Origin of the sequence: Pseudomonas sp. R5-89-07 (assembly GCF_003851685.1) — a bacterium.
GTDB lineage: Bacteria > Pseudomonadota > Gammaproteobacteria > Pseudomonadales > Pseudomonadaceae > Aquipseudomonas.
The window spans coordinates 5,528,591-5,543,130 of record NZ_CP027727.1 but is presented as its reverse complement, the minus strand read 5'-3'; the positions used below and the strand labels follow the sequence as shown (position 1 = coordinate 5,543,130).

Here is a 14,540-nt window from a genome sequence, read left to right as displayed (position 1 = left end):
ATGGCCACCGACGAAACAGGCAAAACCCCCAACCTGTCGCACGAAGAGCAAAAGGACGTAGACAAGAACCAACCGCCCCGCGCGGCGGTGCTGCATGAAATCATCCGTACCCAGGGCGATCAGGAGCTGGAGCGCAGCGTCGCGGCGCTGTGGTGGTCGGCCCTGGCCGCCGGGTTGACCATGGGCTTGTCTCTGATGGCCATGGGGCTGCTCAACTCGCGCTTGCCGGACGGCGAAGCGTTCAAGGTCATTGCCAGCTTTGGTTATTGCGCGGGTTTCCTGGCGGTGATCCTGGCGCGCCAGCAACTGTTTACTGAAAACACCCTCACCGCCGTGTTGCCGGTGATGAGCAAACCGACCCTGTCCAATGCCGGACGCCTGTTGCGGCTCTGGACGGTGGTGCTCGTGGGCAACCTCTGTGGCACCTTGCTGGTGGCCTACGTGATGCTGCACCTGCCGATCTTCGACACCAAGACCGACATGGCCTTCCTCGACATCGGGCGCAAGATCATGGAAAACGACGCCGGTCAGATGTTCGCCAAAGGCATCGTCTCCGGCTGGATGATCGCCACCATGGTGTGGATGATCCCGTCGATGGAAAGCGCCAAGATGTGGATCATTATCCTGATCACCTACCTCATGGCCCTGGGCGATTTCACTCACATCGTGGTGGGTTCGGCGGAAGTGTCATACCTGGTGTTTGCCGGCGAACTGTCCTGGCATGACTTCTGGCTGGTATTTGCCGGCCCGACCCTGGCCGGCAATATCATCGGTGGCAGTTTCATCTTTGCGTTGATCAGCCATGCGCAGATTCGCAGTGAGGGCAGCTTGCCGGGCAAGAAGGCTGCGGATCCGAGGCATCCGCAGCAGGTGGAAAAGAATCAGTGAGGCTCGGCAACAGGCTGCGTTCCAGGCCCTCGGGCCTGGAAAGTGCGGGTGCACAGCGTGCGTCGAGACGCTGTTTGGTATAAACAGGTGCAATCGCATGAAAGAACCTTTCGGCCGAACACGGCTCATAGGTGATTGCGCTCTGACTGCCTTGATAAAACTAAAAAGGGAAATGACTGATGACCGTAGCTTTCTGGTGTGTGTTGATCGCAATCTTTCTGCCGTACCTGTGTACCGGTGTGGCCAAGTTCAGCGAAGGCAAGTTCGGGCCAAGGCATAACCACGATCCGCGCGCATTCCTGGAAACGGTCGAAGGCGTCTCCAAGCGTGCCCATAATGCGCAACTCAACGGCTTTGAAGTCACCCCGGCCTTCGCGGCGGCGGTAATCATCGCTCACCTCGCCGGTACGGCCGAGCTGGTGACGATCAACGTGCTGGCAGTGCTGTTCATCACCAGCCGCCTGCTCTACATCATTTGCTACCTGGCGGACTGGGCGCTGCTGCGTTCGCTGGTTTGGGCCGTGGGAATGGCGCTGATTGCGAGCTTCTTCTTCGTCTCGATCTGAAGCTTGAAGCAGAACCCTTGTGGGAGGGGGCTTGCCCCCTCCCATATTTGGTCTTCAGTGTCTGTCAGGTTCCGCTGGGTGCATCCGGCACTTGCGGCAACGCCGCACCCTTGGGCCAGAGCATCCAGATCTGCCCCTGTTGCTTCATGTTCCCGGCCAACTCGCCTGCTGCAGTGCCCGTGCCCCAGAACAAGTCTGCCCGCACTTCGCCGGTGATTGCGCCCCCGGTGTCCTGGGCTGCGACGGGTCTGGTAATTGCTGAACCGTCAGGCTTGGTGGTCGACAGCCACAACAAACTCCCCAGCGGAATCACCTTGCGGTCCACGGCCACACTGTAGCCCGCGGTCAATGGCACGTTCAGCGAGCCGCGCGGCCCTTCATTACTGTCGGGGCGAGCGCTGAAGAACACATAGCTGGGGTTGCTCGCCAACAGTTCCGGAATGCGCTGCGGATGGGCCTTGGCCCAGGCGCTGATGGCGCCCATGCTCACCTCTTCTTTTTTCAACTCGCCTTGCTCCACCAGCCAGCGGCCGATAGGGCGGTAGGGATAGCCGTTCTGGTCGCCATAACCCACGCGCAGTTGCCGCCCACCGGCCAGTTGAATGCGCCCGGAGCCCTGGATCTGCAGGAACTGCAGGTCCATCGGGTCGGTCAGCCAGGCGATCGGTTTGGCGGTCGAGCCCTGGCCGTTGATGGTGCTGGCATCGTCATACGGCTTGAGCACACGGCCCTCCAGGCGGCCGCGCAGGCGCTTGCCCTTGAGTTCCGGATAGATGGCTTCCAGGTTGACGATAATCAGATCATCCGGCACGCCGTACACCGGCACATGGGCGGTGGCGGTCTTGGTCAGGCTGCCAGGGTAGACCGGCTCGTAGTAGCCGGTAATCAGGCCATTCGGAGTGTTGTCGGCTGAACGCAGGCCGAACACATCCAGGCGCTCCTTAAGAAACCCGCGCACCGCCACGGCATCGCCCGGTACGCTGGCTGCGGCAGCGCAGGTCGCGCCCCAGATCGGGTCGGCCTTGAGGCGCTGACAGGCACTGCGCCAGGATTCGAAACCCGCCAGCAAGTCGCTGTCGGAAACGGCCGGCAACGCTTCCCATGGAGCGCTCACGTAGGTGGCGACGGCATGGGGTTTGGCGGGTTCTTCTTTGGCAGTCTCTTTGCCAGCGTCTTTGCCCAGGTCGCAACCGGCCAGCAGCGCGATCATCGGCAGAGCCCACGCCAGGCGGCTCCAGGGTTTCCCATTGACATTCATGCACGTAATTCCTGAAGCGATTGCCCGTGCCTAAACGCGCTCGGGCAACCCTTATTATTAATAGGGCTATTGGTCTTTGCGGACGAGGCGGGGATACTGACCACCGTTTTCCGTGACCCTGAGCCACCATGACTTTTAAACATATGACGGTTGTAGCGCTGGCCTGCCTGGCCTTGTCCGCCTGCGGCGGTGTGGACCCCAACTCCCCCCTGGGCCAGCGCAAGGCGATCTTCAAGCAAATGCTCCAGACCAGCGAAGGCCTGGGCGGCATGCTGCGCGGGCGCATCCCTTTCGACGGCGCCCGGTTCGCCGACGGCGCGGTCAAGCTGGACGCGTTGTCCCATCAGCCTTGGCAGCACTTCCCGAGCGTGCGGGAAGACGACCACACCAGTGCCCGGGATGAGGTGTGGCAAAAGCAGGCGCAATTTCTGCAAATGGCCCGCGACCTGGAGGCGGCCACCGGTGAATTGGTGATCGCCAGCCAGGTCCAACCCTATAAGGCCAGCAGCCTTCAACCCGCAGTGCAGAAAGTCGAAGACGCTTGCAGCGCTTGCCATAAGCAGTTTCGGGACCACTGACCGGTTTTACTGGTCGAGTTCTTCCACCGCATCCTGCAGCTCTTTGCGCGATTCGGCGAGCTTGTCCTTGCGCTTGTTGATCTTGTCCGCATCGCCTTTTTTCATGGCCTTGTCGAGGTCGGCCTGGCGGCGGCTGACTTCGTGCTTGGCGTCCAGCACCTTGTTTTCGCGCTCTTTCTTCAGCGATGCCTCAGTGCAGTTGGCAGTGACTTCGCTCAGGGCTTTTTCCAGGCCGGCCTGTTGGGCGCTGTTGCCATGGGCCTTGGCCTGTTCGATCTGGGTGCTGATGGCCTGGCGCTTGGCGGCGCAGCCTGTCAGCTGTGCTGCCTCGTCGGCCGCCAGCAGCGGCGTGGCCATGAAACTTGCGACAGTCAGCAAGGCAAGAGGGGCAAGCAATTTCATATAAGGCTCCCAAGTAGTAATCAGAGGGTGGGGCCGGTTCAAAAACCGTCTATGCCGGCGCCACGTAGTGTTTCAGCCAATGCCTGTACCTGCGGGTCGCGGAAAAAGGCGCTCAGTTGCGCCGCGCGTCCCGGGCCGATGCCGTCAGAGGCCAGCCAGGCTTGGGTGTCTTTGGCGACCAGCGTGTGCCAGTCACCCTCCAGGTTGTTGCGCGCCGCGGGCGGCACCCCCAGCGCTTTCAGCCATTGTGCAAAAGGGCGTTTCCGGGCGCTTTGAATACTGTCGAGCACCCGCGCACGGGTGCGTTCACCGAAGCCATCAATGTTAGCAAGCTCTGCCGCATCCAGGGTTAACCAATCGAGAAAGCCTGCGATTAGACCGGCCTGGATCAATACGTTCCAGGTTTCTCTGCCCATATGTGGCAAAGCCAGGCCCTGGTTACTGCTCAGCCAGGTGAGGCGCGAGAGCAGTTGCTCCTCGCAGCCAGGGTCCAGTTGCCAGCAGCTCAAGGCGTGAAAGTCTCGAGAGTCGGGTACGGGCACCTCCGCGCGGGTCTCGTTGCGCAGGATCACCTCGTCGAGCCGGGGAATGATCTGGCCGGCAAGGCTGATGGACACCTGATCGCCGGGACGGATATCCAGGCGCTGCCAGTTCTTCAGCGAGCCGGCGCTGACCCGGCTGATTTGCCGGTCATCCAGCCGCACGGGTTCGAGTTCGAGGATCGGTGTGATGCGCCCGGTGCGCCCGATCCTGAACTGCACTTTGCGCACCAGTGCCAGCGCTTTGGTAGCCGGATATTTCCAGGCTATCGCCCAGTAAGGTGCGCTGGCTTGCCAACGTCTGGCGGGTGCGCGTGCAGCCTGGTGCAGCACCACGCCATCGCTGGCGAACGGCAGCGGATGGTTGTACCAATGGGTGCGCCAATGCGTGGCGTCGCTGAGGCTGTCGATGGGCTGGCTATAGCGCTGGCTGTCGGTGAAGCCCCACCGCGCCAGGACGGCCAGACGTTCGGTGAAGCTCGCCGGGCCTTCGGGCCACGCCCAGACGAACAGCCCGATCCCAGCGGCCTCGGTGTCGCTCAATTGCCGTCGGTTCATCAAACCGGCCACTTTGCTGCGTGCGTTGAGCCCGCCGTTTCCAGACTGTACGTGGCCGTCGAGGCGCCAGTAGAGCTCGCCTTGCAGCACTGCATCGACAGGCTCCGGCAGTTGCTGGACGATACCGGGGATTTTGCGCGCGGACGCAGACCAATCGTGGCCGAGCAGGCCGTCGCCGCGGCTGATGACTTGATGTAACTGGCCTTGGCGATACACCAGGGTCACGGCGACCCCGTCGACCTTGGGTTGAATCCAGACGTCCTGGCGGGTGCTGAGCCAGTCACCTACTTCGGACGCATCCAGCAGCTTCTCCAGGCCGGTATGCGCGACCGGGTGGCGAAGTGTGCCGCGTGAGCTTGCCAGCGGGTTTTCAGGTTTGGGTGTGGGTTGGGGTGTACAGGTGCGCCAACGAGCCAGGCGTCGGCGCGCCTGGTCGTAAAGTTCATCGTCGATGGAGGACCGGCCCTGTCGGTGGTAGATGTCATCCCACTGGCTGACCTGCCTGGCCAAGGTGTCGATTTGCATTCGAGCATCGTCCGGACAGTCTTCGGCCCAGACCCAGCAGGGTAGAAAGCCGATCAGAAGAACCATTAACAAGCGCATCGTGAGCATCCTTGCTCGGAAGGGGGGCTCAGCCTAAGTGATCCGAACAGCCAGTAAAAAGCCTCGACTCCGCGGGGCTTTTTACTGGGTGTTTCTGCTTGCTTGAATTGACTGCCCAACGCTTTCATCGCGTGGTGTTTTTCAGCCGTTGACCCTTGTGTTTACTAGCCTGTGTCGATTCCGGCATGAGTTTCAGCGATTTTGTTGCAGCTTTTGTTGGCCTGAATTCAAGGCGTAAAAAAGCCCCGCCGAGCGAACCCGACGAGGCTTGTCAAACCAGGAGCGATTACAGACCGGCAGCGATACGCAGGTCGTTGGCGCGGTCGGTTTTTTCCCAGGTGAAGGTGGTGAAGGTGTCGTTGCCGACCGTCTTCTGCGCAGGGGTACGACCGAAGTGGCCGTAGGCTGCGGTTTCCTGATACATCGGGTGCAGCAGGTCGAGCATGGTGGTGATCGCGTAAGGGCGCAGGTCGAAGATCTCACGCACCAGCTTGACGATCTTGTCATCGCTGATCTTGCCGGTACCGAAGGTATTCAGCGAGATCGACGTCGGCTGGGCCACGCCAATGGCGTAGGACACCTGGATCTCGCAACGCTCGGCCAGGCCGGCGGCGACGATGTTCTTGGCCACGTAACGACCGGCGTAGGCGGCAGAACGGTCAACCTTGGATGGGTCCTTGCCGGAGAACGCGCCACCGCCGTGACGGGCCATGCCGCCGTAGCTGTCGACGATGATCTTGCGACCGGTCAGGCCGCAGTCGCCCACCGGGCCACCAATGATGAACTGGCCGGTCGGGTTGATGTGGAACTGGGTGTCCTTGCTCAGCAGTTCGGCAGGCAGCACGTGCTTGACGATCAGCTCCATCACGCCTTCGCGCAGGTCTTTGTAGGAAACATCCGGGTTGTGCTGGGTCGACAGCACAACGGCGTCGATACCCACCACCTTGCCGCCTTCGTAGCGGCAGGTGACCTGGGACTTGGCGTCCGGGCGCAGCCACGGCAGCAGGCCGGATTTACGTGCTTCGGCCTGGCGCTGTACCAACTGGTGAGAGAAGGTGATCGGCGCGGGCATCAGCACGTCGGTTTCGTTGCTGGCGTAGCCGAACATCAGGCCTTGGTCGCCAGCGCCCTGATCTTCAGGCTTGGCGCGGTCGACACCCTGGTTGATGTCGGGGGACTGCTTGCCGATGATGTTCATCACGCCGCAGGTCGCGCCGTCGAAGCCGACGTCGGAGCTGGTGTAGCCGATGTCGGTGATCACGTCACGCACGATCTGCTCCAGGTCGACCCAGGCAGTGGTGGTGACTTCGCCGGCGATGATCGCCACGCCCGTTTTCACCAGAGTCTCGCACGCCACACGGGCGAACTTGTCTTCAGCAATGATGGCGTCCAGCACCGCGTCGGAAATCTGGTCGGCGATTTTGTCCGGATGCCCTTCAGACACGGACTCGGAGGTGAAAAGGGAGTATTCGCTCATCTCGATGTTTTCCTGATATTTACCGATGGTGAGTGTCGCCAGCCGGTCGCTGAAAATGGCGGACCTGGATCTGGAAACCATTACGTAAACCTACATAGAGGCTTTCCCCGGGAACGAGTCCCGCAGCGGTGGCCCAACGGGCCAGATCGTCCTGTTCAAAACCCAACCAGAGATCACCGCAGGCCTCCTTGGCCCAATTCTGGTTGTGGCTGCATAAATCCGTCACCAGCAGGCTACCGCCGGGGTGCAGCAACCCGGCCATTTGCTTGAGCGCGTCGGCGGGGGCGGCAAAATGGTGCAAGACCATGTTCAGCACCACGCAATCGGCCTGCAGGCTGGTGTCACTCAGGGCGTCGGCCAGTTGCAGGCGCACGTTGCCCAAGGCTTCGCGCTCGCACAGCTGGCGCGCCAGTTCGAGCATCGCCGGGCTGTTGTCCAGGGCTGTGACCTGGCCGAAGCGCCGCGCCAGGTCCGGCAGGAAACCACCGTCGCCAGGGCCGACTTCCAGGGCCGTGGCCTCATGACTGAAGCTCAGCTTGTCCAATAGCGCCAGCACGCTTTCGCGGTACTGGGGCAGGCTGGCGATCAGGTCTTGCTGGGCACGAAATTTCTCGGCAACCCGTGCGAAAAAATCCTGGCTGGCGGCGGCGCGTTGCCCGTGGACCTGGCTCACGCGCGACTGCACCTCGCTTGGCAGGTCCAGGCTGTCCACTTCTTCGAGCAGGGCGGCGTGCAATTTGCCGCCGAGCAACTCGGTGTGGGGCAGGGCGCGACGGTAAAAAATCGCATTGCCTTCGCGGCGGGTTGCCACCAGGTCGGCCTGGGCCAGCACCTTCAAATGATGGCTCATGCCGGACTGGCCGATGGCGAAGATCTGCGCCAGTTCCAGTACGCCGAAGGAGTCATTGGCCAGTGCGCGCAATACATTCAGGCGCAACGGATCACCCGCAGCCTTGCAAAGGGCTGCCAGTTCATCGCCATCGTCAGGACGTAGTGAGGGCACGGGTAGGTTCATAAGGCCAGCAGTCTAGTGACGGGTGGTAATCGCCGCAAGGCCAATATCAAAAAGTTTTGATATTGATCGATAAGTGGCAGTTATAAGCAGCCGCTATAACCTTTAGACGAACCCGCGTGCAGATTCCGCAAGGGATTGGCGGGCAAACCGCAGGAAAAACCGCGCAAGTGACTATCTGTGATTGCCCGCAGGCGGTGGCTGAGGGAAAATGCCGGTCCTTTTTTCCGTTTCTTTATTCAAGCCCCCAGGAGATCAGCGATGCCCAGCCGTCGTGAGCGTGCCAACGCCATTCGTGCCCTCAGCATGGATGCCGTGCAAAAAGCCAACAGCGGCCATCCCGGTGCCCCGATGGGCATGGCGGATATCGCCGAGGTACTTTGGCGTGATTACCTGAAGCACAACCCGAGCAACCCGTCGTTCGCCGACCGTGACCGCTTCGTGCTGTCCAACGGCCACGGCTCGATGCTGATCTATTCGCTGCTGCACCTGACCGGCTACGACGTCACCATCGATGACCTCAAGAGCTTCCGCCAACTGCACAGCCGCACCCCGGGCCACCCGGAATTCGGCTACACCCCAGGCGTCGAGACCACCACCGGTCCCCTGGGCCAAGGCCTGGCCAACGCCGTTGGCTTCGCGCTGGCTGAAAAAGTCCTGGGCGCGCAGTTCAACCGCCCTGGCCACGACATCGTCGACCACCACACCTACGTCTTCCTGGGCGACGGCTGCATGATGGAAGGCATTTCCCACGAAGTCGCCTCCCTGGCCGGCACCCTGGGCCTGGGCAAGCTGATTGCCTTCTACGATGACAACGGCATCTCCATCGACGGCGAAGTCGAAGGCTGGTTCACCGATGACACCCCCAAGCGTTTCGAAGCCTACAACTGGCAGGTGATCCGCAACGTCGACGGCCACGATCCGGAAGAGATCAAGATCGCCATCGACACCGCGCGCAAGAGCGCACAGCCGACCCTGATCTGCTGCAAGACCACCATCGGCTTCGGCTCGCCGAACAAGCAAGGCAAGGAAGACTGCCACGGCGCCCCACTGGGTGACGCGGAAATCGCCCTGACCCGCGAAGCGCTGAAGTGGAACCACGGCCCGTTCGAAATCCCGGCTGACATCTACGCCGAGTGGGATGCCAAGGAAAAAGGCCTGGCTGTCGAGTCCGAGTGGGACCAGCGCTTCGCTGCCTACTCCGCCGAATTCCCTGAGCTTGCCAACGAACTGGTGCGTCGTCTGGCCGGTGACCTGCCTGCCGATTTCTCGGAAAAAGCCTCGGCCTACATCGCCGAAGTCGCGGCCAAGGGCGAGACCATCGCCAGCCGTAAAGCCAGCCAGAACACCCTGAACGCCTTCGGCCCATTGCTGCCTGAGTTCCTCGGCGGTTCGGCTGACCTGGCCGGTTCCAACCTGACCCTGTGGAAAGGCTGCAAAGGCGTGTCGGCGGAAGACGCCAGCGGCAACTACATGTACTACGGCGTGCGCGAGTTCGGCATGAGCGCCATCATGAACGGCGTGTCCCTGCACGGCGGCCTGGTGCCTTACGGCGCGACCTTCCTGATGTTCATGGAATATGCGCGTAACGCAGTACGCATGGCGGCGCTGATGAAGAAGCGCGTGATCCACGTCTACACCCACGACTCCATCGGCCTGGGCGAAGACGGCCCGACGCACCAGCCGGTCGAGCAACTGACCAGCCTGCGCACCACGCCGAACCTGGATTGCTGGCGCCCTGCCGACGCGGTGGAATCCGCCGTGGCCTGGAAGCACGCCATCGAGCGCAAGGACGGCCCTTCGGCGCTGATCTTCTCGCGTCAGAACCTGCAGCACCAGGTGCGCACCGACGCGCAGATCGCCGACATCAGCCGTGGCGGCTACGTGCTCAAGGACTGCATCGGCGAGCCGGAGCTGATCCTGATCTCCACCGGTTCCGAAGTGGGCCTGACCGTTCAGGCCTACGAAAAGCTGACCGAGCAAGGCCGCAACGTGCGCGTTGTGTCCATGCCGTGCACCAGCGTGTTCGAAGCCCAGGATGCCGGCTACAAGCAATCGGTATTGCCGTTGCAGGTCAGCGCGCGTATCGCCATCGAAGCGGCCCACGCCGACTACTGGTACAAGTACGTGGGCCTGGAAGGCCGCGTGATCGGCATGACCACCTACGGTGAGTCGGCGCCGGCGCCAGCCTTGTTCGAAGAGTTTGGTTTCACCCTGGAAAACATTTTGGGCCAGGCTGAAGAGCTGCTGGAAGACTAAGTCAGTCTGCGTTGGCTGTACTGGCGCTATCGCGGGCAAGCCCGCTCCCACATTTGGATTGCGGTCTAATGTAGGAGCGGGCTTGCCCGCGATGGCGTCAGAGCATCCAACACCGAACTCACCTTGATCGAGAACCCCATGCCCCAACCGCGTCCCTACAAAGTTGCACTCAACGGCTACGGCCGCATTGGTCGTTGCGTCTTGCGTGCTCTGTTCGAGCGAGGGGCGGCGGCCGGGTTTGAAATTGTTGCGATCAACGATCTGGCGGACATGGCCAGCATCGAATACCTGACACGTTTTGACTCCACCCACGGCCGTTTCCCCGGCGAAGTGCGGGTCGAAGGCGATTGTCTGCATATTAAGGGCAGCTGCGTGCAAGTCTTGCGCAGTGCCACCCCAGAAGGCATCGACTGGAAAGCGCTGGGCGTCGACCTGGTGCTGGAGTGCTCCGGCGTCTACAACACCCGTGCCGACGGCCAGCGTTTTCTCGATGCCGGCGCGCCGCGTGTGCTGTTTTCCCAGCCGATGGCCAGCGAGGCGGATGTGGACGCCACCATCGTTTATGGCATCAACCAGGATTGCCTGACCGGCGATGAGCTGCTGGTGTCCAACGCCTCCTGCACCACCAACTGCAGCGTGCCGCTGTTGCGCCTGCTGGACCAGGCGATCGGCCTGGACTACGTGTCGATCACCACGATTCACTCGGCCATGAACGACCAACCGGTGATCGACGCCTATCATCACGAAGACCTGCGCCGCACGCGCTCGGCGTTCCAGTCAGTGATTCCGGTGTCTACCGGCCTGGCGCGTGGCATCGAGCGATTGCTGCCGGAACTTGCCGGGCGAATCCAGGCCAAAGCGGTACGGGTGCCGACGGTGAACGTGTCCTGTCTGGACATCACCATGCAAACCGTGAGCGACACCGATGCCGTGGAGGTCAATCGGATCCTGCGCGACGCCGCCACCAGCGGCCCGCTCAAAGGCTTGCTGGCCTACACCGAGTTGCCCCACGCCAGCTGCGATTTCAACCACGACCCGCATTCGGCGATTGTCGATGCCAGCCAGACCCGCGTTTCCGGCCCGAGGCTGGTGAACATCCTGGCCTGGTTCGACAACGAATGGGGCTTTGCCAACCGAATGCTCGACGTTGCAGAACACTATCTGCAAGTGGCTTCAAAACAACCTCAACAGTAATTCAGGAACTGCGACCCATGACCGTGTTGAAGATGTCCGACCTCGATCTGCAAGGTAAGCGCGTACTGATTCGCGAAGACCTCAACGTCCCAGTCAAGGACGGTGTTGTCACCAGCGATGCGCGAATCCTGGCCTCGCTGCCGACCATCAAGCTGGCCCTGGAAAAAGGCGCGGCCGTGATGGTCTGCTCCCACCTGGGTCGCCCGACCGAAGGTGAGTTCTCCGCCGAAAACAGCCTCAAGCCGGTGGCCGATTACCTGAGCAAGGCCTTGGGCCGCGAAGTGCCGTTGGTGGCGGACTACCTGGGCGGCGTCGAGGTGAAAGCCGGCGACATCGTGCTGTTCGAAAACGTGCGCTTCAACAAGGGCGAGAAAAAGAACAGTGACGAGCTGGCCCAGCAATACGCTGCGCTGTGCGATGTGTTCGTGATGGACGCCTTTGGCACCGCTCACCGCGCCGAAGGTTCGACCCATGGCGTGGCCAAGTTCGCCAAGGTCGCTGCCGCCGGCCCGCTGCTGGCGGCTGAGCTGGATGCACTGGGCAAGGCCCTGGGCGCTCCGGCACAACCCATGGCGGCCATCGTGGCCGGCTCCAAGGTCTCCACCAAGCTGGACGTACTCAACAGCCTGAGCCAGATCTGCAACCAGTTGATCGTCGGCGGCGGCATTGCCAACACCTTCCTGGCTGCCGCCGGCCACCCGGTGGGCAAGTCCCTGTACGAGCCGGACCTGCTCGACACCGCCCGCGCCATCGCCGCCAAAGTCAGCGTGCCATTGCCGGTGGACGTGGTCGTTGCCAAGGAATTCGCGGAAAGCGCCGCAGCCACCGTCAAGCTCATCGCTGACGTGGCCGCCGACGACATGATTCTGGATATCGGTCCGCAAACCGCGGCCAACTTCGCTGAGCTGCTGAAAGCTTCGCAGACCATCCTGTGGAACGGCCCGGTCGGCGTATTCGAGTTCGACCAGTTCGGCAACGGTACAAAAGTGCTGGCCAACGCCATTGCTGAAAGCTCGGCGTTCTCCATCGCCGGCGGCGGCGACACCCTGGCGGCTATCGATAAATATGGCGTTGCTGACCAGATCTCCTACATTTCTACCGGTGGCGGTGCGTTCCTCGAGTTCGTCGAGGGCAAGGTACTGCCGGCCGTGGAAGTGCTGGAAACCCGAGCCAAAGGTTAAGGCGCGCGTGATCAGGAAAAAGGAGCATCCCATGATCAAGTCGTTGGCACTGGTGATTGCAGTGGGCCTGCTGGCCGGCTGCGGCAGCACGCCAAACGCGGCACCGGAGGCGGATAAAGCCTCGGCGCCGCTGAAAAAAAGCTGCTACCAGGCTGACTGGCAAGCCGAGACCATGCCGGTGATCAACAAGCGCATCGGCAATGAACGGTTGGAGAAATACGACTCCGCGCCCAACGGTCAGGAACAGGGTTGCCCTTGACGGGTCTGATCCACTAACCCACAGCAACGGCGGCCCGAGGTCGCCCTGCGAGGATTGGCAATGAAAGGCGTTATCGCCCTGGCAGCACTGGCCTTGTTGGCCGGTTGCAGCAGCATGAACATGTTCAACAAGGCAGAGCCGGAAGGCAAATGGACGACCTGGACCTGCGACAGCAAGGCCGAGGTCAACTGGCGTTTTGCCAATGCGGCCCGCACTGAAGTGGATGTACGCCTCGGCGGTTCTGATCAGGTTTATCGCCTTAAACAGGACGTTGCCGCTTCGGGTGTGCTGTATGCCAACGACCAATTGGCGTTTCACACAAAAGGCGAGGAAGGCCTGATTTACTGGACGGCCACGGATGATTTGATCGGGCGTGGCTGTAAGGCCAACTGAGATCTGTCATGAGATGAGATCCAAATGTGGGAGGGGGCTCGCCCCCGATTGCAGTGGGTCAGCCGGCACATGGGTGTCAGGATGGCCGCTATCGGGGGCAAGCCCCCTCCCACATTGATTCGGTTTCAACGTGGAATTTGAGTCGGCTACATCAGCAATAACGATTCAGCAGCACAAGGCTCAACCCCTTGATCTGCAATAACTTGAATAGCAGCCGCCGCTACGGCAGGCTTGCACGATTAACGACCCTCGACCGGGAGAGACAACACAATGGCACTTATCAGCATGCGTCAAATGCTGGACCACGCAGCCGAGTTCGGCTACGGCGTCCCAGCCTTTAACGTCAACAACCTTGAGCAGATGCGCGCCATCATGGAAGCCGCTGACAAGACCGACTCCCCAGTGATCGTCCAGGCTTCGGCCGGTGCCCGCAAATACGCCGGCGCGCCGTTCCTGCGCCATCTTATCCTCGCGGCCATCGAAGAGTTTCCGCACATCCCGGTGTGCATGCACCAGGACCACGGCACCAGCCCTGACGTGTGCCAGCGCTCCATCCAGCTGGGCTTCAGCTCGGTGATGATGGACGGCTCCCTCGGCGAAGACGGCAAGACCCCGACCGACTACGAATACAACGTACATGTTACCCAGCAAACCGTGGCCATGGCTCACGCCTGCGGCGTATCGGTTGAAGGCGAGCTGGGCTGCCTGGGCTCCCTGGAAACCGGCATGGCCGGCGAAGAAGACGGCATCGGCGCCGAAGGCGTGCTGGATCACAGCCAGATGCTGACCGACCCGGAAGAAGCCGCCGACTTCGTCAAGAAGACCCAAGTGGACGCCCTGGCCATCGCCATCGGCACCAGCCACGGCGCCTACAAATTCACCAAGCCACCGACCGGTGACGTGCTGGCCATCGACCGCATCAAGGAAATCCACAAACGCATCCCCAACACCCACCTGGTGATGCACGGTTCTTCCTCGGTACCGCAGGAGTGGCTGGCGATCATCAACCAGTACGGCGGCGACATCAAAGAAACCTACGGCGTACCGGTTGAAGAAATCGTCGAAGGCATCAAGCACGGCGTGCGCAAGGTCAACATCGACACCGACCTGCGTCTGGCCTCCACCGGTGCGATGCGTCGCCTGATGGCAACCAACCCGAGCGAGTTCGACCCGCGCAAATTCTTCGGCGCCACCGTGACCGCGATGCGTGATGTGTGTATTGCGCGTTATGAGGCGTTCGGTACTGCGGGCAATGCTTCGAAGATCAAGCCGATCTCGTTGGAAGCGATGTATCAGCGGTATTTGAAGGGTGAGTTGAACGCTAAGGTCAACTGAGCCTCAGGCGTTTAAAAAGAAGCCCGCAGCGATGCGGG

At 61.5% G+C, this 14,540-nt stretch carries 14 protein-coding genes; 9 read left to right on the top strand and 5 right to left on the bottom strand.

The annotated features are described in order from the left end of the window. Together C4J94_RS25430 and C4J94_RS25425 are read left to right on the top strand one after the other, a co-directional pair. On the top strand, positions 1-888 hold the full coding sequence (locus tag C4J94_RS25430; RefSeq protein ID WP_124388559.1) for a formate/nitrite transporter family protein: 888 nt from the start codon (positions 1-3) through the stop codon (positions 886-888). A gap of 179 nt (positions 889-1,067) precedes the next feature. Further along, positions 1,068-1,454 (top strand): MAPEG family protein, encoded by a 387-nt coding sequence (locus C4J94_RS25425; RefSeq protein ID WP_124388558.1) that lies wholly within the window; start codon positions 1,068-1,070, stop codon positions 1,452-1,454. A 64-nt stretch (positions 1,455-1,518) separates the two neighbouring features. Here the strand turns inward: C4J94_RS25425 and C4J94_RS25420 are convergent, their stop codons facing one another. After that, positions 1,519-2,712 carry a murein transglycosylase A gene (locus C4J94_RS25420; protein WP_124388557.1) on the bottom strand — a complete coding sequence of 398 codons (1,194 nt, stop codon included), beginning with the start codon at positions 2,710-2,712 and terminating at the stop codon, positions 1,519-1,521. A 128-nt stretch (positions 2,713-2,840) separates the two neighbouring features. On the opposite strand from C4J94_RS25420, the gene C4J94_RS25415 reads away from it, so the two are divergent. Continuing rightward, positions 2,841-3,290, top strand: a complete 450-nt coding sequence (locus C4J94_RS25415) for a cytochrome c (protein ID WP_124388556.1) — start codon at positions 2,841-2,843, stop codon at positions 3,288-3,290. A gap of 6 nt (positions 3,291-3,296) precedes the next feature. On the opposite strand, the gene C4J94_RS25410 is transcribed toward C4J94_RS25415, so the two are convergent. The 4 genes from C4J94_RS25410 to C4J94_RS25395 all read right to left on the bottom strand — a co-directional run bounded on the left by C4J94_RS25410 (position 3,297) and on the right by C4J94_RS25395 (position 7,884). Beyond that, entirely contained in the window at positions 3,297-3,692 is a 396-nt protein-coding gene (locus C4J94_RS25410; RefSeq protein WP_124388555.1) for a DUF1090 domain-containing protein, read from the bottom strand. A gap of 38 nt (positions 3,693-3,730) precedes the next feature. Then, complete coding sequence (gene ligB / locus C4J94_RS25405) at positions 3,731-5,392, bottom strand: NAD-dependent DNA ligase LigB (protein WP_124388554.1); 1,662 nt, start codon at positions 5,390-5,392, stop codon at positions 3,731-3,733. Between the two features lie 286 nt (positions 5,393-5,678). Then, the gene (metK, locus tag C4J94_RS25400) at positions 5,679-6,869 is read right to left on the bottom strand and encodes a methionine adenosyltransferase (protein ID WP_124388553.1); all 1,191 of its coding nucleotides are present in this window, start codon (positions 6,867-6,869) and stop codon (positions 5,679-5,681) included. A 19-nt stretch (positions 6,870-6,888) separates the two neighbouring features. After that, positions 6,889-7,884: a metalloregulator ArsR/SmtB family transcription factor gene (locus tag C4J94_RS25395; protein WP_124388552.1), complete on the bottom strand. Its 996-nt coding sequence runs from the start codon at positions 7,882-7,884 to the stop codon at positions 6,889-6,891. Positions 7,885-8,142: 258 nt separating this feature from the next. On the opposite strand from C4J94_RS25395, the gene tkt reads away from it, so the two are divergent. The 6 genes from tkt (at position 8,143) to fba (ending at position 14,502) form a co-directional block, all read left to right on the top strand. Then, positions 8,143-10,140, top strand: coding sequence for a transketolase (gene tkt / locus C4J94_RS25390; RefSeq protein WP_124388551.1), 1,998 nt, complete (start codon positions 8,143-8,145; stop codon positions 10,138-10,140). A gap of 138 nt (positions 10,141-10,278) precedes the next feature. After that, positions 10,279-11,334, top strand: coding sequence for an erythrose-4-phosphate dehydrogenase (gene epd, locus C4J94_RS25385; RefSeq protein WP_124388550.1), 1,056 nt, complete (start codon positions 10,279-10,281; stop codon positions 11,332-11,334). 17 nt (positions 11,335-11,351) lie between these two features. After that, complete coding sequence (locus C4J94_RS25380; RefSeq protein ID WP_124388549.1) at positions 11,352-12,515, top strand: phosphoglycerate kinase; 1,164 nt, start codon at positions 11,352-11,354, stop codon at positions 12,513-12,515. Between the two features lie 31 nt (positions 12,516-12,546). Next, a complete protein-coding gene (locus tag C4J94_RS25375; protein WP_124388548.1) occupies positions 12,547-12,774 on the top strand; it encodes a hypothetical protein in 228 nt (75 codons plus the stop codon). A gap of 60 nt (positions 12,775-12,834) precedes the next feature. Further along, positions 12,835-13,167 (top strand): MliC family protein, encoded by a 333-nt coding sequence (locus C4J94_RS25370; protein ID WP_124388547.1) that lies wholly within the window; start codon positions 12,835-12,837, stop codon positions 13,165-13,167. 270 nt (positions 13,168-13,437) lie between these two features. Continuing rightward, positions 13,438-14,502, top strand: coding sequence for a class II fructose-bisphosphate aldolase (gene fba / locus C4J94_RS25365; protein ID WP_124388546.1), 1,065 nt, complete (start codon positions 13,438-13,440; stop codon positions 14,500-14,502). Positions 14,503-14,540 lie beyond the last annotated feature (38 nt).

Coding starts and splice junctions, on each gene's coding strand:
- C4J94_RS25430 (WP_124388559.1), top strand. CDS start 1: ATGGCCACCGACGAAACAGGCAAAACCCCCAACCTGTCGCACGAAGAG.
- C4J94_RS25425 (WP_124388558.1), top strand. CDS start 1,068: ATGACCGTAGCTTTCTGGTGTGTGTTGATCGCAATCTTTCTGCCGTAC.
- C4J94_RS25420 (WP_124388557.1), bottom strand. CDS start 2,712: ATGAATGTCAATGGGAAACCCTGGAGCCGCCTGGCGTGGGCTCTGCCG.
- C4J94_RS25415 (WP_124388556.1), top strand. CDS start 2,841: ATGACTTTTAAACATATGACGGTTGTAGCGCTGGCCTGCCTGGCCTTG.
- C4J94_RS25410 (WP_124388555.1), bottom strand. CDS start 3,692: ATGAAATTGCTTGCCCCTCTTGCCTTGCTGACTGTCGCAAGTTTCATG.
- ligB (WP_124388554.1), bottom strand. CDS start 5,392: ATGCGCTTGTTAATGGTTCTTCTGATCGGCTTTCTACCCTGCTGGGTC.
- metK (WP_124388553.1), bottom strand. CDS start 6,869: ATGAGCGAATACTCCCTTTTCACCTCCGAGTCCGTGTCTGAAGGGCAT.
- C4J94_RS25395 (WP_124388552.1), bottom strand. CDS start 7,884: ATGAACCTACCCGTGCCCTCACTACGTCCTGACGATGGCGATGAACTG.
- tkt (WP_124388551.1), top strand. CDS start 8,143: ATGCCCAGCCGTCGTGAGCGTGCCAACGCCATTCGTGCCCTCAGCATG.
- epd (WP_124388550.1), top strand. CDS start 10,279: ATGCCCCAACCGCGTCCCTACAAAGTTGCACTCAACGGCTACGGCCGC.
- C4J94_RS25380 (WP_124388549.1), top strand. CDS start 11,352: ATGACCGTGTTGAAGATGTCCGACCTCGATCTGCAAGGTAAGCGCGTA.
- C4J94_RS25375 (WP_124388548.1), top strand. CDS start 12,547: ATGATCAAGTCGTTGGCACTGGTGATTGCAGTGGGCCTGCTGGCCGGC.
- C4J94_RS25370 (WP_124388547.1), top strand. CDS start 12,835: ATGAAAGGCGTTATCGCCCTGGCAGCACTGGCCTTGTTGGCCGGTTGC.
- fba (WP_124388546.1), top strand. CDS start 13,438: ATGGCACTTATCAGCATGCGTCAAATGCTGGACCACGCAGCCGAGTTC.